The organism is Nocardia sp. CA-128927 (genome assembly GCF_050955855.1).
Classification (GTDB): domain Bacteria; phylum Actinomycetota; class Actinomycetes; order Mycobacteriales; family Mycobacteriaceae; genus Nocardia.
This window is the reverse complement of sequence record NZ_CP192087.1, coordinates 1,257,530-1,273,281: the sequence shown is the minus strand read 5'-3', so window position 1 is coordinate 1,273,281 and position 15,752 is coordinate 1,257,530. Positions and strand designations below refer to the sequence as shown.

The window sequence follows — 15,752 nt, the reverse complement described above, 5'->3', positions numbered from 1 at the left end:
CGCACTCATATGTTCCGGGCCATCGAGTAGACGTTCATGATCCACAGCACCAGCGGGATCAGCGAGATGATCAATACGTACTCGAAGATCTCGATCATTCGCCTGGTGATCGGGGTGACCTCGATATGCGGTCCGATCACGCCGAAGCCGATCGTGCCCGCCGCGAAGGCGACCAGCAGACCGACGGCGAGCATCTCGAATTCCGTGTCGCCCATGGCCGCGCCGACGATCAGCGCGACGAAGGTCAGGCAGCCGCCCGCGATCAGCGTCGCGGCCTGGGTGAGATCGGCGAACGACCGGCCACGCAGGCACAGGATGATCCCGGTGACGACGGCGAGCACGATGCCCTGCCAGCGCGCCGAGCCGAGCGGGTCGGCCGCGCCGAACGCGCCGATCACCGCGCTCAACGTGCACGCGATGATCAAACCGGATTGGTACTGGTTGGCCGCGCGGGCCCGTTCGCCGAGGCCGGCCGCCGACGGCAGCGCGGTGGCGCCGATCGCGCCGATGCCCTCGATGGTCGGGCGTTGTTCGTGATCGGCCGGGTCGATGGCGGCACCCGCGGTCGGCACCGGCGGGATCGGCAGCCGGGCCAGCCTGGCGGCCAGTCGCGGCACCATCGACAGCATCGCGATGCCGACCACCACCAGCCCACCGGACAGCTTCGGCAGGCCGGGATGCCAGACCAGATACACCGCGGCGGCGATACCCCCGATGATGCCGAGCGCGCCCGCGGCGGAGAACAGAGTGGCGCCCGTGCCGATGACCCGATAGCCGAGCACGGCGGCCACCAGCGTCACCGAACAGCCGAGCAGCAGATGCGCACTGCCCAGCGCGCCGGGCACGAAAAGCGCCGCGCCGCCGAACAGCAGCAGCAAACCATCCAGCGACAGCCAGGTGGCGGTGACCGTGTCGAGGTACTTGCGCGCGGCGAAGCCCGCGGCGACGAAGGCCCCGATACCCGCGGCCGACAGCACGAACGCGGGGGCGAGCGGATCGCCGTGCCCGCGCGAGATCACCAGCAGCGCCAAGGCGGTGAGCACCGTCAGCACGCCGGCGACCAGGCCCATCCAGCGCGCGGAGCTGCCGGTCCAGCTGCGGAATTCCTCGGCGGTGAGCCGGGATACCGCGTCGATCACGTCGTCGAAGAGCGCGGGCGATTCCTTCGCGGTGACCGAGCGCAGCACAAGCAACTCACCGTCGTGCACATCGGCATCGGTGAGGGTGCGGCTCGGCGCGAAGGCTTCCTGACCGACCCGCGCCAATGTCCAGTGCTGGGCCTGCAGCGGCACCGAGTCGTCCTCGGTGTCGAGCTGGTCGGGATTGCGTGATTCGATCAGGGCGACCAGGTCACCGATGAAACTGGCGATCGGGATGGTGGCGGGCAGGCCGACATCGAGCTGAGTGTTGCCGCCGATGACGGAAACCCGACTCAGCTCCGGCTCAGCGGCTCGTGTGCCACTGGTTGGTGACTCGATCAACGACCCCGGACCCCCGGCCTCTCCACTGACGATTGTTCACGCCCCGACTGCACTGGGTGGAACGTCTTCTGAGTGAACGACTTCGACACCAGTAAGACTCTCACCTAGACAACACTTGCGTTGCAACCTCCCGGCAGCTGAACCTAATGTAACGGACAGACCAGGCACTGCGCGATCGGTAGTCTGGGGGGCATAAAGAACTCATCCGCTACTACGAACGAAGACTTCGGGGTCCGACAGCCATGACCGGCAATCGCCAAGCACAACGCGCCTTCGACGCCGGAATTTTGTCGCTCGGATTGTCCATCGAAGGGCAGGAGTCCGCACGCGACCTCGAGTACGCGAAGCTCGCCTTCCAGCGTGCCACCGAGTGGGACCCCACCATGTGCGACGCCTGGCTCGGCCGGGCCGCCGCCGGTGAGCTCACCAAGGACGTCTTGTTCAACATGCACAAGACCAGCGCCAGCACGCTCTACCGGGAGCAGCGCAGGCTCGGCCTGCAGTCGCGCGACCTCGCGGGCCGGTTCCTGCCGGGCCTCTATATCGACTACCCGTTGGCCAGCTACACCGAGATCTGGCTCGCCTGGGCCGCGCAACTCATCGCGGACAAGGAATACGACGAGGCCGAGCGGGTGCTCAACGAACTCGACACGCACCGCCGGTCCCAGCTGAGCGACCCGGATCGCGAGATCGACAACCGCATCTGCGCCTACGTGCGCGGCGTGCTGCACTACAACACCCAGCGCTGGTCCGATGTGATGACCGTGCTGGCCAATTCGGCCGAGTGGGACGACCCGTATCTCGCGGCGGGCGCGAACGTCATGGTCGGCACCGCCTGCGCGCAGCTCGGTTTGTTCGGTGAGGCGATCCGCCGGATGGAACAGGCCGAGGCGGGCCCGATCCCCGCGGCGCGCTCCACCGCCATGTTCTGCCGCGGCCTGTGCCTGCGCGAATCCGGCAACGAAGAAGTGGCCCAGGGCCTGTTCGAGAAGGTGTACTCACAGGCCCCGGATTTCGAGGCGAACACCGCCGCGATGCGCGACCGCACCTACCGGATCAGCATCACCTCGCGCGAGACGATCGATGCGCGCACCAACAAGTGGGATCCGGCCTCCGCACCGTCGATGAAGGCGATCGAGCAGGCCGAGACCGAGGACCGGGCCAAGAAGATCCTGGCCGACGCCCGCGCCGAACTGGACTCCCAGATCGGTCTGGCCTCGGTGAAGACTCAGGTCGCCAAGCTGCAGTCGAGCGCGCAGATGGCGAAGATCCGCGCGGAAAAGGGCCTGGCCGCCGGGGCGCGCGGCCAGCACCTGGCCTTCACCGGTCCGCCCGGCACCGGCAAGACCACCATCGCCCGCGTGGTCGCCAAGATCTACTGCGGCGTCGGCATCTTGAAGACCGACAAGGTGGTCGAGGCCAAGCGCGTCGACTTCGTCGCCCAGCACCTCGGCGGCACCGCGGTCAAGTCGGAGGCGTTGATCGACAGCGCGATGGACGGCGTGCTGTTCATCGACGAGGCGTACACGCTGATCCAGACCGGCCTGCAGGGCGGCGACTCGTTCGGCCGGGAGGCCGTCGATACGCTGCTGGCCCGGATGGAGAACGACCGCGATCGGCTCGTGGTGATCATCGCCGGGTACGACGGCGAGATCGATCGCCTGCTCGCCGCCAACGACGGTCTGGCCTCCCGGTTTTCGAAGCGGGTACAGTTCCCGTCCTATACGCCCGAGGAGCTCGGCGAGATCGGCAAGGTCATCGCGACCAAGCGGGACTCGCAACTGTCCGACGACGCGCTCGAGCTGCTCGTCACGGCCTGCACCCAGCTCTACTCGTTACAGAGCACCGACCAGAGCGGTCAGCCGCGCCGCGGCGTCGACCTGGCGGGCAACGGCCGGTTCATCCGCAACGTCATCGAGTCCGCCGAGGAAGAGCGCGAGTTCCGGCTGGCCAACGACGAAACCCTGGATCTGGCCAACATCGACGAATCGATGCTGATGCGCATCGAGGCACCCGATATGCACACCGCGCTCACCGGCATCCTCGCCTCGCTGAACGTCGGCTTCACCGGCTGACGCGGCTTGGCTAGTGCCACAGCCACATTCGGCTAGTGCGGCGGCTCCAGCGGCAGCTGATCTCGCGCGGTGAGCGCTTCCTTCGCGGACAGGGTCGCGCCGGGCACCATCTGGCCGATGATCGCCCACGGCGCGAGCCGCGGGGTGTCCCCGAGGCCGAGTATCGCCGCGGTCGCCATGTCCGGGATGCCGTAGCGGACGCCGTTGTCGGCGACATAGAACAAGCTGCCGCGCCGCGGACTTCCCGGCCCCATGCCGGTCACCTGAACGAACTCACCGGTGCCCGGCGGGACGTACACCGCGTCGACTCGATCGCCGGTGCCGTCGGAGGTGGCCAGCGCGACGGTCTTCGCCGATTCCGCGATCGGGACGCGCACACCGGCCAGCAGGGTGACCGAGGCGCGTTCGGCGGGGCCGTCGCCCGCGTCGGCCTTGCGGTTGGCCGGGGCCGTGCCCGGCGTCTTGGACCAGGCCACACAGGCGACCGGGGCATCCTCGGCATTCAGGATCTTCGGGGTCTCCACCGGAAAGTCGTTGACCGGCAACACGTCATGGACCACACGCACCCGATCCAGCACGTCCGGCGGCATGGTCGGGATCTCACTCATCCCGTGCGAGTCCGCGAACCGGATCACCTGCGCGGTGAACGGGCTCACCGGCTGCAGCGCGTCGGCGAGCACGGCGTACAGCTCGGGTTTGCCGTCGCCGACATCGCGAATGGAGATGACGCCGCCGACCGGAATCTTCGAAAGCGGGCCCGGACCCGGCTGACCGGCCTGCGGAATCTGCGGCGCCGTGAGTGCGGGCACTTCCGTTGTCGCGCCGAGCATTCCGGTGCCGATCGGACGCGGCCGGTGCGTCGTCAGGTTCAGCGCGCGCACCAAAACCGAGTTGCCCGGGTCGATCTCGGCTCGCTTGCCGTCGTAGACCAGGTAGGTCTTGTCGCTGCGCTTCACCAGCAACGCCTCGTCCCGGCCGACCGTGCGGGTCCGCTCGCCGAGGGCGGGACGGCCCGCGATGACCGTGGTGGTGCCGCCGGTGGCCGAGGCCGCGCTGCCGCCCTGGGACAGCGCGATCGTCTCGCACAGTGCCCATTCCGACCGGGAGCCCTGCCCCGACCCGGGCAGCGCGCCCGGTGCACCGGGGATCCCGACCATCGGCCCGCGCGGCATGTCGTTGAGCTTGCTGTCCTTCACCGCGTTCGGCTCGGCATTGCTGCCGGTGATCAGCCGGGCCGAGGCCAGGTTCAAGACCGGGTGCAGCGTCTTCGCGCCGCCGTCGGACTGCACCACGACGTACAGCGCGCCGCTCTGCTTGCCCGAGACGATCAACGAGTCGCCGACCGCGCCTTGCGGCCGCAGGAAGCTCAGAATGGCCGCACCGGCGATCACCAGGATGCCGAGTACCAGGCCGACCCAGAGCGAGCGCACCTGGGACCGCATGGGATCGTGCAGCATTCGCACGTCGCGCCGCACCAGCGCGTGATCGAGTCGGCGCAACAGGAATCGGTACCCGTTGACCTGGGCTCGGGTGGTCAGCTGTGCCGGCACAAGGTCTCCATTGAACTGTCGAGAACCATCTTCATCGACACGGTACCGTAATTCCAGGACGGCCCTGAACCGATGATTTCATGGTCATGGGCGGTGGCCGTACAGGTGGCAGACAGGGACAACGCGGTGACGACAAGTGTGAACGAGACCAGGCCCGACGGGGCGACCGAACCGGAGGGCACCGGTGCGCCGACGCCACCGGCCGACCGTGCTTCGGCCTACGACACCCTGCGTGACCCGGAGTTCTGGCTGTTCCGCATCTATCCGCTGCGGGTGGTCGTGCCGGTGGTGGTGCTGGCCGCGACGCTGGCCTGGATCGTGCTCGCCACAACGCATTCGCTGTGGGGCGCGATCGGCGCGGGCGCGGTTTTCGCGCTGCTCTTCCTGCTCCCGATCCGCGGCCGTACCCCGGCCGGGCGGATCGGCGGCGCGCTGGCCCGGCGGCGCGGCGGGCTGCGTCCGGCCGAGCAGCTGACCCAGGCGCCCGCCTTCGATGTGCCGTTCAGCGAGGGCGGCGGTTACGGGGTGCGCTGGGACGGCGAGCTGCTGCTCACCATGTTGCGGATCGACCCGCCGCCGGACGCGTTGACACTGCTTCGCCGCGGCTCGCTGAGCACCGACCAGCTGCTGCCGCTCACCGAAATCGCGCGCTGTCTCGATCAATTCGACCTGACCCTGGCCAGCGTCGACGTGGTGAGCACGGGCGCGCGCACGGCGGGCACCGGCATCATCTCGCACCTGTACGACAGCATTCTGGGCCCGTTGCCCGCCATCGCGCACCGCACCCTCTGGCTGGTGCTGCGGCTGGATCCGCTGGCCAACGCCGAGGCGGTGGACAAACGCGGTGGCGGCGGCACCGGCGCCCTGCGCACCGCGATGATCGCCACCCGCCGGGTGGCGAACCGGCTAGCCGCGCACGACATCGCCACCTCAGTGCTGACCGCCACCGAAATGAACACCGCGGTCCGCGAACTCACCCATGGCTTCGAGCTCGATCAGCTCACCGAATCGCCGCAGTCACTGGAGTATCAGGGCCGCTACCTCACCCACTATCAGATCGGCGCGGACCTGATCGCCCCGCGCGGGCTTGCCGATATCTGGACGGTGCAGAGCCTGTCCACGACGGTGACGCTGCGGCTGCGGCCCGGCGCGCACCGGCACGACACACGCGCCGACCATCTCGGCACCGTGGTGCTCAACGCCGTGGTCCGGTTCGACACCACCTTCGAGCCGGAGGAGCCGCCGCTGCCCGGCCTGCGCGAACTGCCGGGCAATCAGCTGCGAATCCTGTTGGACACCTTGCCGATCGGGGCAGGCGGCCGCTGGGGCTCGGATACCGGGTACCGCGGCACCCTCACCGCGCTCACCGATATCGCGGTGCCGACCGCGGGCTGCGGTCAGCTGATCGGCGCCGACGAAATCGGCCAGGGCATCGCAGTACCGCTGGTCGGCGAGGGCACCAGGCACCTGGAGGTCATCGGCAACCTGGACCTGGCCCAGCAGGTGATCCTGCGGGCGACCGCGCTCGGCGCGCACGCCATCGTGCACACCGCGCGACCCGACGCATGGCACACCATGGTGACCAATCTCGATGCGCCGCATGTGATTTTGATCGCACCGCGGTCCGCCGGCGCCAGCTATCACGCGCCCGCGGCACCCCCGCTGCCCGCCGCGCCCTACCCGAGCACCACGGTCGTCGTGTTCGACGGGATCGCCCCGACCGCGCACGCGGGCGGCGCGACCATCGTGCATGTACGCACGCCGGATCAGCCGCCGGGCTCGATCGATGCCGACGTCACGCTGGTGCAGGATCCGGACGCGCCGAACCGGATCACCGTGCGCACCGCGACCGCGAGCGCGACGGTGTTCATGGTGACCACGCCGGACGAGATGCACTACATCGGCGAATCGCTCGCCGCGCGCTGACCCGGCGTCCCCCGAAAACCACAGCGTCCCCCGAAAACCGAAACGGCCGAACGGAACTGGATGTTCCGGTCGGCCGTCAGGTGACGGACATGTCAGAAAGCGGCGAAACCGTCGCCGACCTTGCCATCGGCCTCGAGCGCGCGGTTCAGCGCGTTCTCCACCTGGGCACCGAGGGCGTCCAGCTTCTGCAGGGTGTCCTCCAGGCCCGTGGTGAGGCTCTTGTGCGCGGCGTCGAAGCCCTGCGAGGCGTTCTCACCGGTCAGGTTGTCGTGGAACGCCTTGGCAGCGTCGTTGAGCGAGTCGATCTCGCCCTTCATCTTGCCGCCGTGCGTCTGCAGGTCGCTGTACAGCTCGTTCATGGCTGCGGGATCGTAAAGAATGGTCATTCGTCAATTCCTTCGAACGATGGGTTCCGAAACAGAGCGGAGCAGGCCGATCAGGCCTGGTCCATGGCCTGCAGGGTCGACTTGCCGTTGTTGACGGCCTCGGTGAACTGGTCGAGGCGCTTGTTCAGGTCTTCGGCCTCGTCGTGCCAGTCGCCGGCCACCTGAACGAACTTGTCGGACGCGTCGCCCTTCCAGCCCTTCAGCACATCCTGCGCGGCCTGGTCGATTTCCTTGACCGAGGTACGGAGGTTGTTGATCGCGGTCTCGAGATCGCCGACGACCTTCTGGACGCCGCCGGCCTCGACACCAACAGCCTTGCTCGAGCCACCGAGTGAGGTGAGGGACATTTCTTTGACCTTTCGTCATGTTTGATGATCGTTCTCATACAAACGATCTCGTTGAAATACGAGACAACCGAAGTTGCCACCCGAGAACTACTGCGGCAGCCACCTCCCCCCGGGCAGCCCCTCGATCAACGTGGCGACTGCTTGCGCAACCCGGTGGTCGGTACCCGGCGTGACCGTGGACCAGACCTGCTGGTCCGGGGAAACCGTCGGCGCCGCGACGATCCGCCCGCGGGCGGTGTCGTACACGGCGACGGCACCGGATGCCCGGGTGGTCACGCCATCCTCATGGGCGCACGCCACTATCTCGGCGTAAGCGTGCGTCGCACCGAAGGCGAGCCCCAATTTGGTGGCGTCGCGATCGGTGGCACCCAAGGCATAGAGAGCGTCGGTGAGCTCGCTGGACGTCGCGGCCGCGTTGAGCCGCTCGGCCAGCTCCGCTGCGGGGACGCTGAGATTGGGGATTTCGGCGGGCGGGCACGGATCCATGGCGGCGAGCAGCGGCCGCACCAAATCGGCGGCCGAGCCATCCGTCCACATCTGGCGCACCTCGAAGTCGTCGCCGGTGCGGACCGCGAGCGCGTGCAGGTGCCCGCGGCGCACCACACAGACTCGGCGCGAACCGTTTTCGGTGTAGATGCGGGCCACCAGCTCCTGCTCCGGCAGGGCCAGCGTGAACAGCGTCTCGGCCAGCTCGGCATCCACTTCGCCGTGCGCGTCGATCAGGCCGTCGTTGGTCAGCGTGGCCACCGCGTGCTCCTGCGCGCGCTGCCACTCATCGAACGAATCCTGCTGCGGCCCTACCGAAAGCGCCAGCGGCAGGGTCTGCACCCCGATCCGGTCGGCGACGGCGAGCAACGCGTCGTTGGTCAGCGTGGTCACGGCGCACCGCCGGATTCGGTCCGAGTTTCGGTGGGCGCCTTGGTCACCGACTCGGTCCCGCCGAGTACCGCAGGGGCGGCCTGGATTTCGCCCTCGAGCCCGATCTGGTCGGCCTCGCCAGCCAGGCTGGCGCGCGGGAACCGGGCCGAATCCTGTGCGCCACCGGCACCACCCATCGCCCCGGGCGCCATCGGCGCGGATTGGCCGGTCACGCTCGTCGTGCTGACCTGGGTCGACTTGGTGGTGGGCTCGGTGGTCGTGGTGGATTGCGAATAGACCGGCGCGCGGTAGGCGGACAGTGCCCGCGGCGGCAAGGTGGGCATCGCGATCGAGCCGATCGGCATACCGCCGAAGCCCGGCATCGCTTTCGGCGCCGCTGCCGCCGCGGCGGTGGCGGCCTGTTCGGCGGCCAACGCCTGCTCCGGCGCGATCTTCGGCGGTTCCTGGTGCTGCCACGGCGTCGCCAGCGGTTCGGCGGCCGTTTCGTAGCTGCGCATCACCCGCGACGCAACGGCTTTCGCCATATCCGCGTCCGCGTCGGTGTCCGCGGCGACCGCACGGATCGGTGCGCCGAGCATGGCGCCCATGCTTTCCAGCATGTGCTGCACCTGCTGGATCTGCTGGATGTCCGCGGTGTTCGGCATGGTCAGCTTCGCCACTTCATAAGCGGCGACCTGCGTTTGCAGCCGGGCGGCGTTCGAGGTTGCGGTGCTGGCCGCCTCTACCAGCCAATCCCGCAGGGTGGACACCTTTTCCATGACCTCGCCGCTGCGGCCGGACTGCCAGGCGCCGCGCAGCGCGGCAAGGACCCGCTCGTATTCGAGCACCGCCGCACCGAAAACCGTGGCCAGCCGCGCCCATTCGGCGGCCGCCTCGGCCATCGGCACAGAGCCCGGCCCCGTGGTGAGGTCTTGCGCGAGCCGCTCCGGCGGCCGAGCTTCCCACACCACGCCGGTGAACCCTGGCTTCGGTGGTTCGATCATTGCTGCGCTGTGCCTTTCCAAGACAGGCCTTTCCACGGACCTCGCCTCAGACGGACCTGCCGCCTGCGGCGTCGAAGTCCGCGACGCTGTCACTCTCCATCTGGCTGAACTCGTTGGTGTGCATCCGCAAGGTAGCGGCCAACTTTCGCATCTCCGTCACGCTGGCCTGTGCGCTCGCCAAGTACGACGACGCGACCTCGTTTGTGGTCTGCGCGGCCCGGCCGGAGACTTCATCGGCACCGGCCGGCTGGATCGTCAAGGCCTGCTCCGCGGCTGCCAGATCGGCGGCCAGCCGATCGGCGAGCACATCGAGCCCGCTCGATGCGCTGCCCGCGGCCGCGGCATCGAACTGGACGCTAGCGAACGCGTCTCCCGTCCCGTCACTACTCATGAGACCCTCCTTAGTCAGAGCGTGAGTTCTTTATCCGGCGGTGGTTCCGAAGTGGTGTCGGCCGCGCCGACCACCGGCAACGAGACCCCTTCGATCCGGCCGACCACTTCGTCGCCGTGCTGGCTGGTCACCATCTGGCCGCGCAGTGCCTCACTGCTCGACTCGCCGTCTTTGCCGAGGCCCGCCGCGCCCGCGGCACCGGACATCGGCATCATTCCGCTGCCACCGCTGCCACCCATGCCGCCGGTCGACATCGCCGCCGTCGTAGCGGGACTCGATCCTCCGCTCAGCCCGCTGAGCGAGCTCATCGAGCCGCTCGCGACGCGGGTGCCCTGCCATGGGTTCAACGGTTGGGCGGGTGCGGCCGCGACACCTGGGCCGGGGCCGCCGAAGGCACCGGGGCCACCGGCACCGCTTGCGGCTGCCGCCTTGGCCTTCTCCTCGTCGGAGAGTGGGCTGCCCTCATGGGTTTTCGGGTCGACGACCGGCTTCGGCGCGCTGAGCGCCGAACTCGCCTGGGCCAGTTGACCGAGCGACTGCGCCGCCGTGCTCGCGGTGCTGATCAGCGGTGTCACCATGCTCATCAGCTGACTCAGCTGGTCGGCGCCGCCCGCGCCCGCAACACCCTTGGGGGCGTTGGTGATCGGGACCTTGGTGCCGGTCGCGGTCATCGAGGCGCTGTGGCCGAGCAGTTCGCCCTTGGTCTTGACCGTGATGCCGAGCGCCTCGGCCATCGACTCGACCGCCGAGGCCGCCAGGAACACCTGTCCAGCCGGGGTTGCCGCGTACAGCGGTGCCAGGGCGAGGGTGGTAGAGAACTTCGCCACCACCGCGGACATCAGTCCGGCACCGGTGAAGACGCTGCCCGCCGCGTTGGTGATGCCCACCTTCTCCTGGGTGCTCTGCGCCTCCAACTTGCCCGCGTCCGTTTGCGCCTCGCCCGCCTTCTTCGCCGCCTCCATCGCCGCCATGCCCTGCCAGACCGACATCGCGGTCTGGATCGCGGAGGTGCCGACCTGCATCACCGTCTGCATGACGGTCGAGATGCCGGACAGCAACTGGGTCGGGTCGGGCGGCGGTGCGGGCGCCGCCGCGTTCTGCGTGCCGTCGGCGTTCGCGGCAGCGGGCGCCGGTGCGGGCGCGCCCAATTGGCCGCTGCCGAACGCGGCCGCCAGATCGGTCAGCGGCCGCATCAGCGCGGTGAAATCCAGTGGCGGCAGTGGCGGCAGCTCCGGCAGCTGGATGAACGAGGGCATCTCGGGCAGGTTGGGCAGACCCATGTCGTGCAGGATGTCGTTCACCGGCTGGTCGAGCATCGGGGCAAGGGCACTGCCCCGCAACAGATCCAACACGGACGGATCCAGCGGCTCCGCCCCCTGCGGTGGGATGGCCCCGGGGATAGTCATGACTTCGAGTTGACCGATCCGATGGCCGCACCGGACGCGCCGTCGGTGACCTCGTAGGTGCTCGCGGCCTCGTGCGCGGTCAACGCGGTACCCGCGTGCACCGCGGCCAATTCGGCCACCGAGCTCAGATGGTTCGCCTGCGCGAACGCATACGAGGCAAGGAACTCCTGGCCGATCAGGCCGAACACCGGTACGACCGTGGCGATGGTTGCCGCCTGGTCCACCGCGCCGGCCGAGGCGACGCCCGCCGCCATCGCGGCCGAGGCGGAGCCGTAGGCCCGAACCGCATCTGGAACAACTTCAATGTGATTCATGAGTGACATCCAATCCCTAAACACCCCAGGGTGTTTCGAACCTTACCTAGCGGAGCATGCATGCGCTGATCACGACGTAATATCTCGATCACTTCGCCGCGCTTTCCTCGTTATACGCGGTGACCAGCTCGGCCCGCTCGGCGAAGGCGCGGTAGGCCGCCGCCCGTGCGGTGTCGACCAGTGTCTTCTCGAAGTCGGCAGGCGAAAGCTTGGCTATCGCACCGGAAAGGCTCAGCCCGACCAGCGCGCCGTTACCGTCCACCGACGCGGTGACCGAACCGTCTTCCGACGTCTCGGTCATCAGGATCCCGGTGGTCGCGTCGTTGAGGTCGCGCAGCCGGTACATCTGCTGCTGCACCCGCGCGATCAACTCGTCCATCGTGTCGACCATGACTACCTCCCGAATTCCCGTCCTGGTCAGACTGATCGAAGCCAGCTCTGCGGCTCGGTCTCGTACTCCTGCTCTTCGATGATCTCTTGTCTGGCGACTTCCTGCTCGGTGGGCAGTCCCGTCATCGCCAGCATCTCGGAGGTGAAACCCGCGTCCCGCAGCTGCGTCCGGCGGGCCAGCCCGGCCCGGTTCGCCGACTGCTTGCACAGCCGCAGGATCTCGGCGGCCAACGCCGCCGGATCGCGCCGTAATTGATCCTGGTCCAGCTTGATACCCAAGGGCAGGCCCTGCTCGCTGGTGCGCACCGCGATCGAGCCGGTCAGCGAGGTCACGACGAATTCCGTCGGAAACTCCTGCGGCGCATCGCCATTGGGTGTCGTCACGGCCGCTCCCTCTTCGAACATGGGATCAATAACAGCGTCTCACGCATGTCAACTCCTTAACAACTCCTTATACGCGTTCGTCTTTGATGGCACGGACCACCTCGGCGATCTGATTGTTGATCAGTCCGGTCAACCGCCGGGTGTCCGCGGCGACAACGGTCGATGGATGACCGGGCACAATGACATAACGCCCGTCATCGACGAGGTCACGCCAAGCGAGATGGAAGCGACTGATACCGCGCGGACCGAATCGCGACTGTGCCTGCTCGACCTCGATTGTGCCGACGGTTGTCGCCGGCGCACGATTGAACGATTCGGTACGTTTCGCCTGCTCGTCACCGAGGTCTTGCACCTTCGAGCGTCCGTACGAGTAGTCCATGCCCGCACCGTTGTTCTGCCCGGCGAACTCGAAGTCCGCCTGTTTTCCCGCATCGACTTTCGGCAACGCGGCGGAGACGGTATCGGCCAGCGAAAGCACCTCGTGCTCGATGAGGGTGAAACCCGCCGCGTGCCAAATGGTTTCCCCGGGCTGCTGCACGATCAGATATGCGTTGTCACCCTTACGTGTGGCAAGCATTCTGATCGAGCCTTTCGGATTCTTCGCGTCACGGCCGTCGATACCGCGGATGATGACCCGAATATCCGGACGAACGACCGAGGCGAGCACGTCTTCCAATTCGTGGCCCCAGCGCGCGCGTATCCGCTGCCAGGCATCGATCTTCTCCTGGCGATGTTCGTCGTAGAGCTCGGTGCTACCGGTGTAGACGAACGGCTTGGGCAGGTACTCCTCCTTTATCGCCTCCCACGCGGCGGCGAATTCGACATCGGTGAATTCCCAAGTACGGTTCATTGCTCTACAACAGGTTTGACTACGACCGGAGCGTCACCGATCGCGTCTTCCAGGTGCTCGGTGGAATCGAGGTAGTCGGCGCGCTTGTGCTCCTTCTGCTGACCCTGGGCGCCCGGACCGGGGCCGGGGCCCATGCCCATTCCGGCACCCGACGCGAGACCCGCCCGCGCACCGGTCGCGGCCGCGTTCGTCACCGCCTCGGCGCGTGGGAACAACTTGGAGGCCTTGTCCAGGTTCTGGCCGACGCCGCCCGGTTTCGCGGCGCTGCCGGGGCCGGGGCCACCGGCGCCCTTGGACGACGCGGTGCCGAGGGCCTTCTTCGCCTGCTCCTCCAGATCCTTCATGCTCGGCAGGGTGGGCAGGGTGGGCAGTCCGGCCAACCCTGCTTGCTGCGCGGCTTGCTGTGCGGCACTGGCCAGTTGCTGCCCCATCTGCTGCGCGGCCTGCGAGAGCTGCTGGCCGATCTGCGACGCCATCTGGGTGGCTTGCTGACTCGCCTGCTGCGCGGCCTGTTGCGTGGCCCGCTGCTGCTCTTGCTTCTGCTGCAGTGCGGCGCGCTGCTCCTGCTCCTGCCGCACCCGCTGCATCTGGTCTTCCATGTCTTTGCGCTGCTGGTCGGCCTGCTCTTTGAGCTTGCGCTGCTGCTCGGCGTTCGCCTGCAGCTGCTGCTGGTTCAGTCCGGGCGGTCCGGGCGGTCCCGGCGGGCCGCCCGGTGTCGAGGTCTTGCCCGGCTCCCCCGGCTGCTGACCGGTTGTCGGCGAAATGGCAGGCGGCAGTATCGCGATTTTGCTGTCGGTGTTTCGCAGCCCCGGCAGGTACGCGTCATTCATCGCCATGATGGCGCGCTGCCGAATGTTTTCGTGCTGGCGCTGTTCGAACTGCTGGGGTGTCTCACCGTCTTTTTGGTAGATCTCGTCCCAGTCGCCCATATCGTGCGCGGTCGCCCAAATCCACTGTGACGTGTACTCCAGCATGTCGCCGATGACGCCCATATTCGCGATGAGATCGTCGGTGTGCTTGCCGTAGGCGACCACCGCGGCCCGCGCCTTCTCGGCACCGCCGTTCTCGTTCGGGCTCTTCCAGTCATTGTCGACGCTGATCATCTTGTTGACGAGATCGTCGAACTTCTCGTTCAACTCGCTGGCCAACCAACGCCAATCGGCAGCGCCCTGCGCCGCTTGCACGAACGACGCACTCGGGTTGTCCGCCATGGTTTCGCTCTTCCACATCGATTCGTGGATCTCGACGTACCGTTCGTACGAAATGGGATTCGGGTCCTCCGGGTGCACTTTGGACCCGTCGAATTTCACCCCGTTCGGCGGCTCCAGCGCACTCTTCGGCATCCCGCCGTTTTCCATGCTGCCGTAGCGGTATTCGGGTGAATGCAGCTCCTTGCTGAGCTTCGGCCCCGGCCGATCCTTGTTCGTCAGCGCACCCGGCTTGTCGACAATCGACTTCTGCAACTTGTCGAAGTCGACTTTGCTGTCGGTGTCGGTGTTCTTGTAGTGCTTTCCCGCCGCGATGAACGTGTCCATCATGTCGTTGAGAATCTCGACGTGATCGTCGAGTATCTTCCCCAGCTCCCGGCCCCTATCCGAGAACCGCTGCGCCAATGCCTCACTCGACCCGAGCTTCGAGAACGGTTTCACATTGTCGACGAGGTTGACCTGGCCACGCACGGCGAGCACTCTGCCGAGGGCATTGTTCACCTCCCCGGCGAGCCCTTCGAGCACGCCGGGATTCAGTTGCAGTACGCCGTCCTTCGCCTGACCGGACAGGCCTTCCCACGGACTGGTCACGGCCGCACCCCTGACCGACTCGAAGTTCCGAATGCGGCGACGGCAGGCTGCCCGCCCGCCCTCGGCACTGAATCACGGTCTTGCGCCGGATCACTCATCCGCTACTGGCCCTCCTCGTAGCTACGACGCTGCTGACGTTGTGTGCGCACGTCGGCATCGCAGCCAGTTCCTACAGCGTGCCAATTCTATGGGTACTAGCGTCCACCCCGCATGTACAGACCCGAATCTTGGTGGCACGCTTGCGCTGAACGCACTTTGACCAGCGGATTTGCCGGTGACCGCGGGGGTGTTGTGGCTAGGTCCGCCTCACTCGTTCCCCTCGAACGCACGGTCGATCGCGGCTTGCCGCGCCGCCGCGTTGGAGCCGTCCAGTTGGCCCGCGAAGGCGGCGTCGGCGGCCGCGATCAGATCGTCGGGGACGCGCGGATAGGCGTCGGCTATCTGCCACAGCGCGTTCGCGGTGCGCAGGTCGAGACCGTTGTCCGAGGAGACGCCGCCACCGCTACGGACCGAGGCGAGCGCCTCAGCGAAGCTTTGCCGCAGTTCGTCCTCGGCCGGGTAGTCCAAGTGCATGATTCCTCCTCATCCGGC

The 15,752-nt window shown here is 67.5% G+C and carries 16 protein-coding genes; 2 read left to right on the top strand and 14 right to left on the bottom strand.

Annotated elements, in window-relative coordinates:
* Positions 1-5 precede the first annotated feature (5 nt).
* On the bottom strand, positions 6-1,481 hold the full coding sequence (gene eccD / locus ACQPW1_RS05895) for a type VII secretion integral membrane protein EccD (protein ID WP_433661731.1): 1,476 nt from the start codon (positions 1,479-1,481) through the stop codon (positions 6-8).
* Positions 1,482-1,723: 242 nt separating this feature from the next.
* On the opposite strand from eccD, the gene eccA reads away from it, so the two are divergent.
* Complete coding sequence (gene eccA / locus ACQPW1_RS05890; protein ID WP_433661730.1) at positions 1,724-3,556, top strand: type VII secretion AAA-ATPase EccA; 1,833 nt, start codon at positions 1,724-1,726, stop codon at positions 3,554-3,556.
* A gap of 32 nt (positions 3,557-3,588) precedes the next feature.
* Here the strand turns inward: eccA and eccB are convergent, their stop codons facing one another.
* Positions 3,589-5,106 (bottom strand): type VII secretion protein EccB, encoded by a 1,518-nt coding sequence (gene eccB, locus ACQPW1_RS05885; RefSeq protein WP_433661729.1) that lies wholly within the window; start codon positions 5,104-5,106, stop codon positions 3,589-3,591.
* Between the two features lie 126 nt (positions 5,107-5,232).
* Here eccB and eccE point away from each other — a divergent pair, with 126 nt between their 5' ends.
* On the top strand, positions 5,233-7,032 hold the full coding sequence (gene eccE, locus ACQPW1_RS05880) for a type VII secretion protein EccE (protein WP_433661728.1): 1,800 nt from the start codon (positions 5,233-5,235) through the stop codon (positions 7,030-7,032).
* Between the two features lie 92 nt (positions 7,033-7,124).
* Here the strand turns inward: eccE and ACQPW1_RS05875 are convergent, their stop codons facing one another.
* The 12 genes from ACQPW1_RS05875 to ACQPW1_RS05820 all read right to left on the bottom strand — a co-directional run bounded on the left by ACQPW1_RS05875 (position 7,125) and on the right by ACQPW1_RS05820 (position 15,734).
* Complete coding sequence (locus tag ACQPW1_RS05875; RefSeq protein ID WP_433661727.1) at positions 7,125-7,418, bottom strand: WXG100 family type VII secretion target; 294 nt, start codon at positions 7,416-7,418, stop codon at positions 7,125-7,127.
* A gap of 50 nt (positions 7,419-7,468) precedes the next feature.
* Positions 7,469-7,765: a WXG100 family type VII secretion target gene (locus ACQPW1_RS05870; RefSeq protein ID WP_150404153.1), complete on the bottom strand. Its 297-nt coding sequence runs from the start codon at positions 7,763-7,765 to the stop codon at positions 7,469-7,471.
* An 87-nt stretch (positions 7,766-7,852) separates the two neighbouring features.
* Positions 7,853-8,644 (bottom strand): ESX secretion-associated protein EspG, encoded by a 792-nt coding sequence (locus tag ACQPW1_RS05865; RefSeq protein WP_433661726.1) that lies wholly within the window; start codon positions 8,642-8,644, stop codon positions 7,853-7,855.
* Entirely contained in the window at positions 8,641-9,627 is a 987-nt protein-coding gene (locus tag ACQPW1_RS05860) for a PPE domain-containing protein (protein ID WP_433661725.1), read from the bottom strand. The genes ACQPW1_RS05865 and ACQPW1_RS05860 overlap by 4 nt, the downstream gene beginning before the upstream one ends.
* 46 nt (positions 9,628-9,673) lie before the next feature.
* Positions 9,674-10,018, bottom strand: a complete 345-nt coding sequence (locus ACQPW1_RS05855; protein ID WP_433661724.1) for a PE domain-containing protein — start codon at positions 10,016-10,018, stop codon at positions 9,674-9,676.
* 14 nt (positions 10,019-10,032) lie between these two features.
* On the bottom strand, positions 10,033-11,424 hold the full coding sequence (locus ACQPW1_RS05850; RefSeq protein WP_433661723.1) for a hypothetical protein: 1,392 nt from the start codon (positions 11,422-11,424) through the stop codon (positions 10,033-10,035).
* Entirely contained in the window at positions 11,421-11,738 is a 318-nt protein-coding gene (locus tag ACQPW1_RS05845; RefSeq protein ID WP_433661722.1) for a type VII secretion target, read from the bottom strand. The genes ACQPW1_RS05850 and ACQPW1_RS05845 overlap by 4 nt, the downstream gene beginning before the upstream one ends.
* A gap of 88 nt (positions 11,739-11,826) precedes the next feature.
* Positions 11,827-12,129, bottom strand: a complete 303-nt coding sequence (locus ACQPW1_RS05840; RefSeq protein WP_433661721.1) for a YbaB/EbfC family nucleoid-associated protein — start codon at positions 12,127-12,129, stop codon at positions 11,827-11,829.
* A 26-nt stretch (positions 12,130-12,155) separates the two neighbouring features.
* Positions 12,156-12,512 carry a hypothetical protein gene (locus ACQPW1_RS05835; protein WP_433661720.1) on the bottom strand — a complete coding sequence of 119 codons (357 nt, stop codon included), beginning with the start codon at positions 12,510-12,512 and terminating at the stop codon, positions 12,156-12,158.
* 67 nt (positions 12,513-12,579) lie between these two features.
* On the bottom strand, positions 12,580-13,362 hold the full coding sequence (locus tag ACQPW1_RS05830; RefSeq protein ID WP_433661719.1) for an ESX secretion-associated protein EspG: 783 nt from the start codon (positions 13,360-13,362) through the stop codon (positions 12,580-12,582).
* Positions 13,359-15,161: a hypothetical protein gene (locus tag ACQPW1_RS05825; protein WP_433661718.1), complete on the bottom strand. Its 1,803-nt coding sequence runs from the start codon at positions 15,159-15,161 to the stop codon at positions 13,359-13,361. Before ACQPW1_RS05825 ends, ACQPW1_RS05830 begins: the two co-directional genes overlap by 4 nt.
* A 306-nt stretch (positions 15,162-15,467) precedes the next feature.
* Positions 15,468-15,734, bottom strand: coding sequence for a hypothetical protein (locus tag ACQPW1_RS05820; protein ID WP_433661717.1), 267 nt, complete (start codon positions 15,732-15,734; stop codon positions 15,468-15,470).
* Positions 15,735-15,752: the final 18 nt, after the last annotated feature.

What these genes read in the sequence shown, in the direction of transcription:
- eccA (WP_433661730.1), top strand. Translation starts at nt 1,724, where the DNA reads ATGACCGGCAATCGCCAAGCACAACGCGCCTTCGACGCCGGAATTTTG.
- ACQPW1_RS05875 (WP_433661727.1), bottom strand. Translation starts at nt 7,418, where the DNA reads ATGACCATTCTTTACGATCCCGCAGCCATGAACGAGCTGTACAGCGAC.
- ACQPW1_RS05870 (WP_150404153.1), bottom strand. Translation starts at nt 7,765, where the DNA reads ATGTCCCTCACCTCACTCGGTGGCTCGAGCAAGGCTGTTGGTGTCGAG.
- ACQPW1_RS05860 (WP_433661725.1), bottom strand. Translation starts at nt 9,627, where the DNA reads ATGATCGAACCACCGAAGCCAGGGTTCACCGGCGTGGTGTGGGAAGCT.
- ACQPW1_RS05855 (WP_433661724.1), bottom strand. Translation starts at nt 10,018, where the DNA reads ATGAGTAGTGACGGGACGGGAGACGCGTTCGCTAGCGTCCAGTTCGAT.
- ACQPW1_RS05850 (WP_433661723.1), bottom strand. Translation starts at nt 11,424, where the DNA reads ATGACTATCCCCGGGGCCATCCCACCGCAGGGGGCGGAGCCGCTGGAT.
- ACQPW1_RS05845 (WP_433661722.1), bottom strand. Translation starts at nt 11,738, where the DNA reads ATGAATCACATTGAAGTTGTTCCAGATGCGGTTCGGGCCTACGGCTCC.
- ACQPW1_RS05840 (WP_433661721.1), bottom strand. Translation starts at nt 12,129, where the DNA reads ATGGTCGACACGATGGACGAGTTGATCGCGCGGGTGCAGCAGCAGATG.
- ACQPW1_RS05830 (WP_433661719.1), bottom strand. Translation starts at nt 13,362, where the DNA reads ATGAACCGTACTTGGGAATTCACCGATGTCGAATTCGCCGCCGCGTGG.
- ACQPW1_RS05820 (WP_433661717.1), bottom strand. Translation starts at nt 15,734, where the DNA reads ATGCACTTGGACTACCCGGCCGAGGACGAACTGCGGCAAAGCTTCGCT.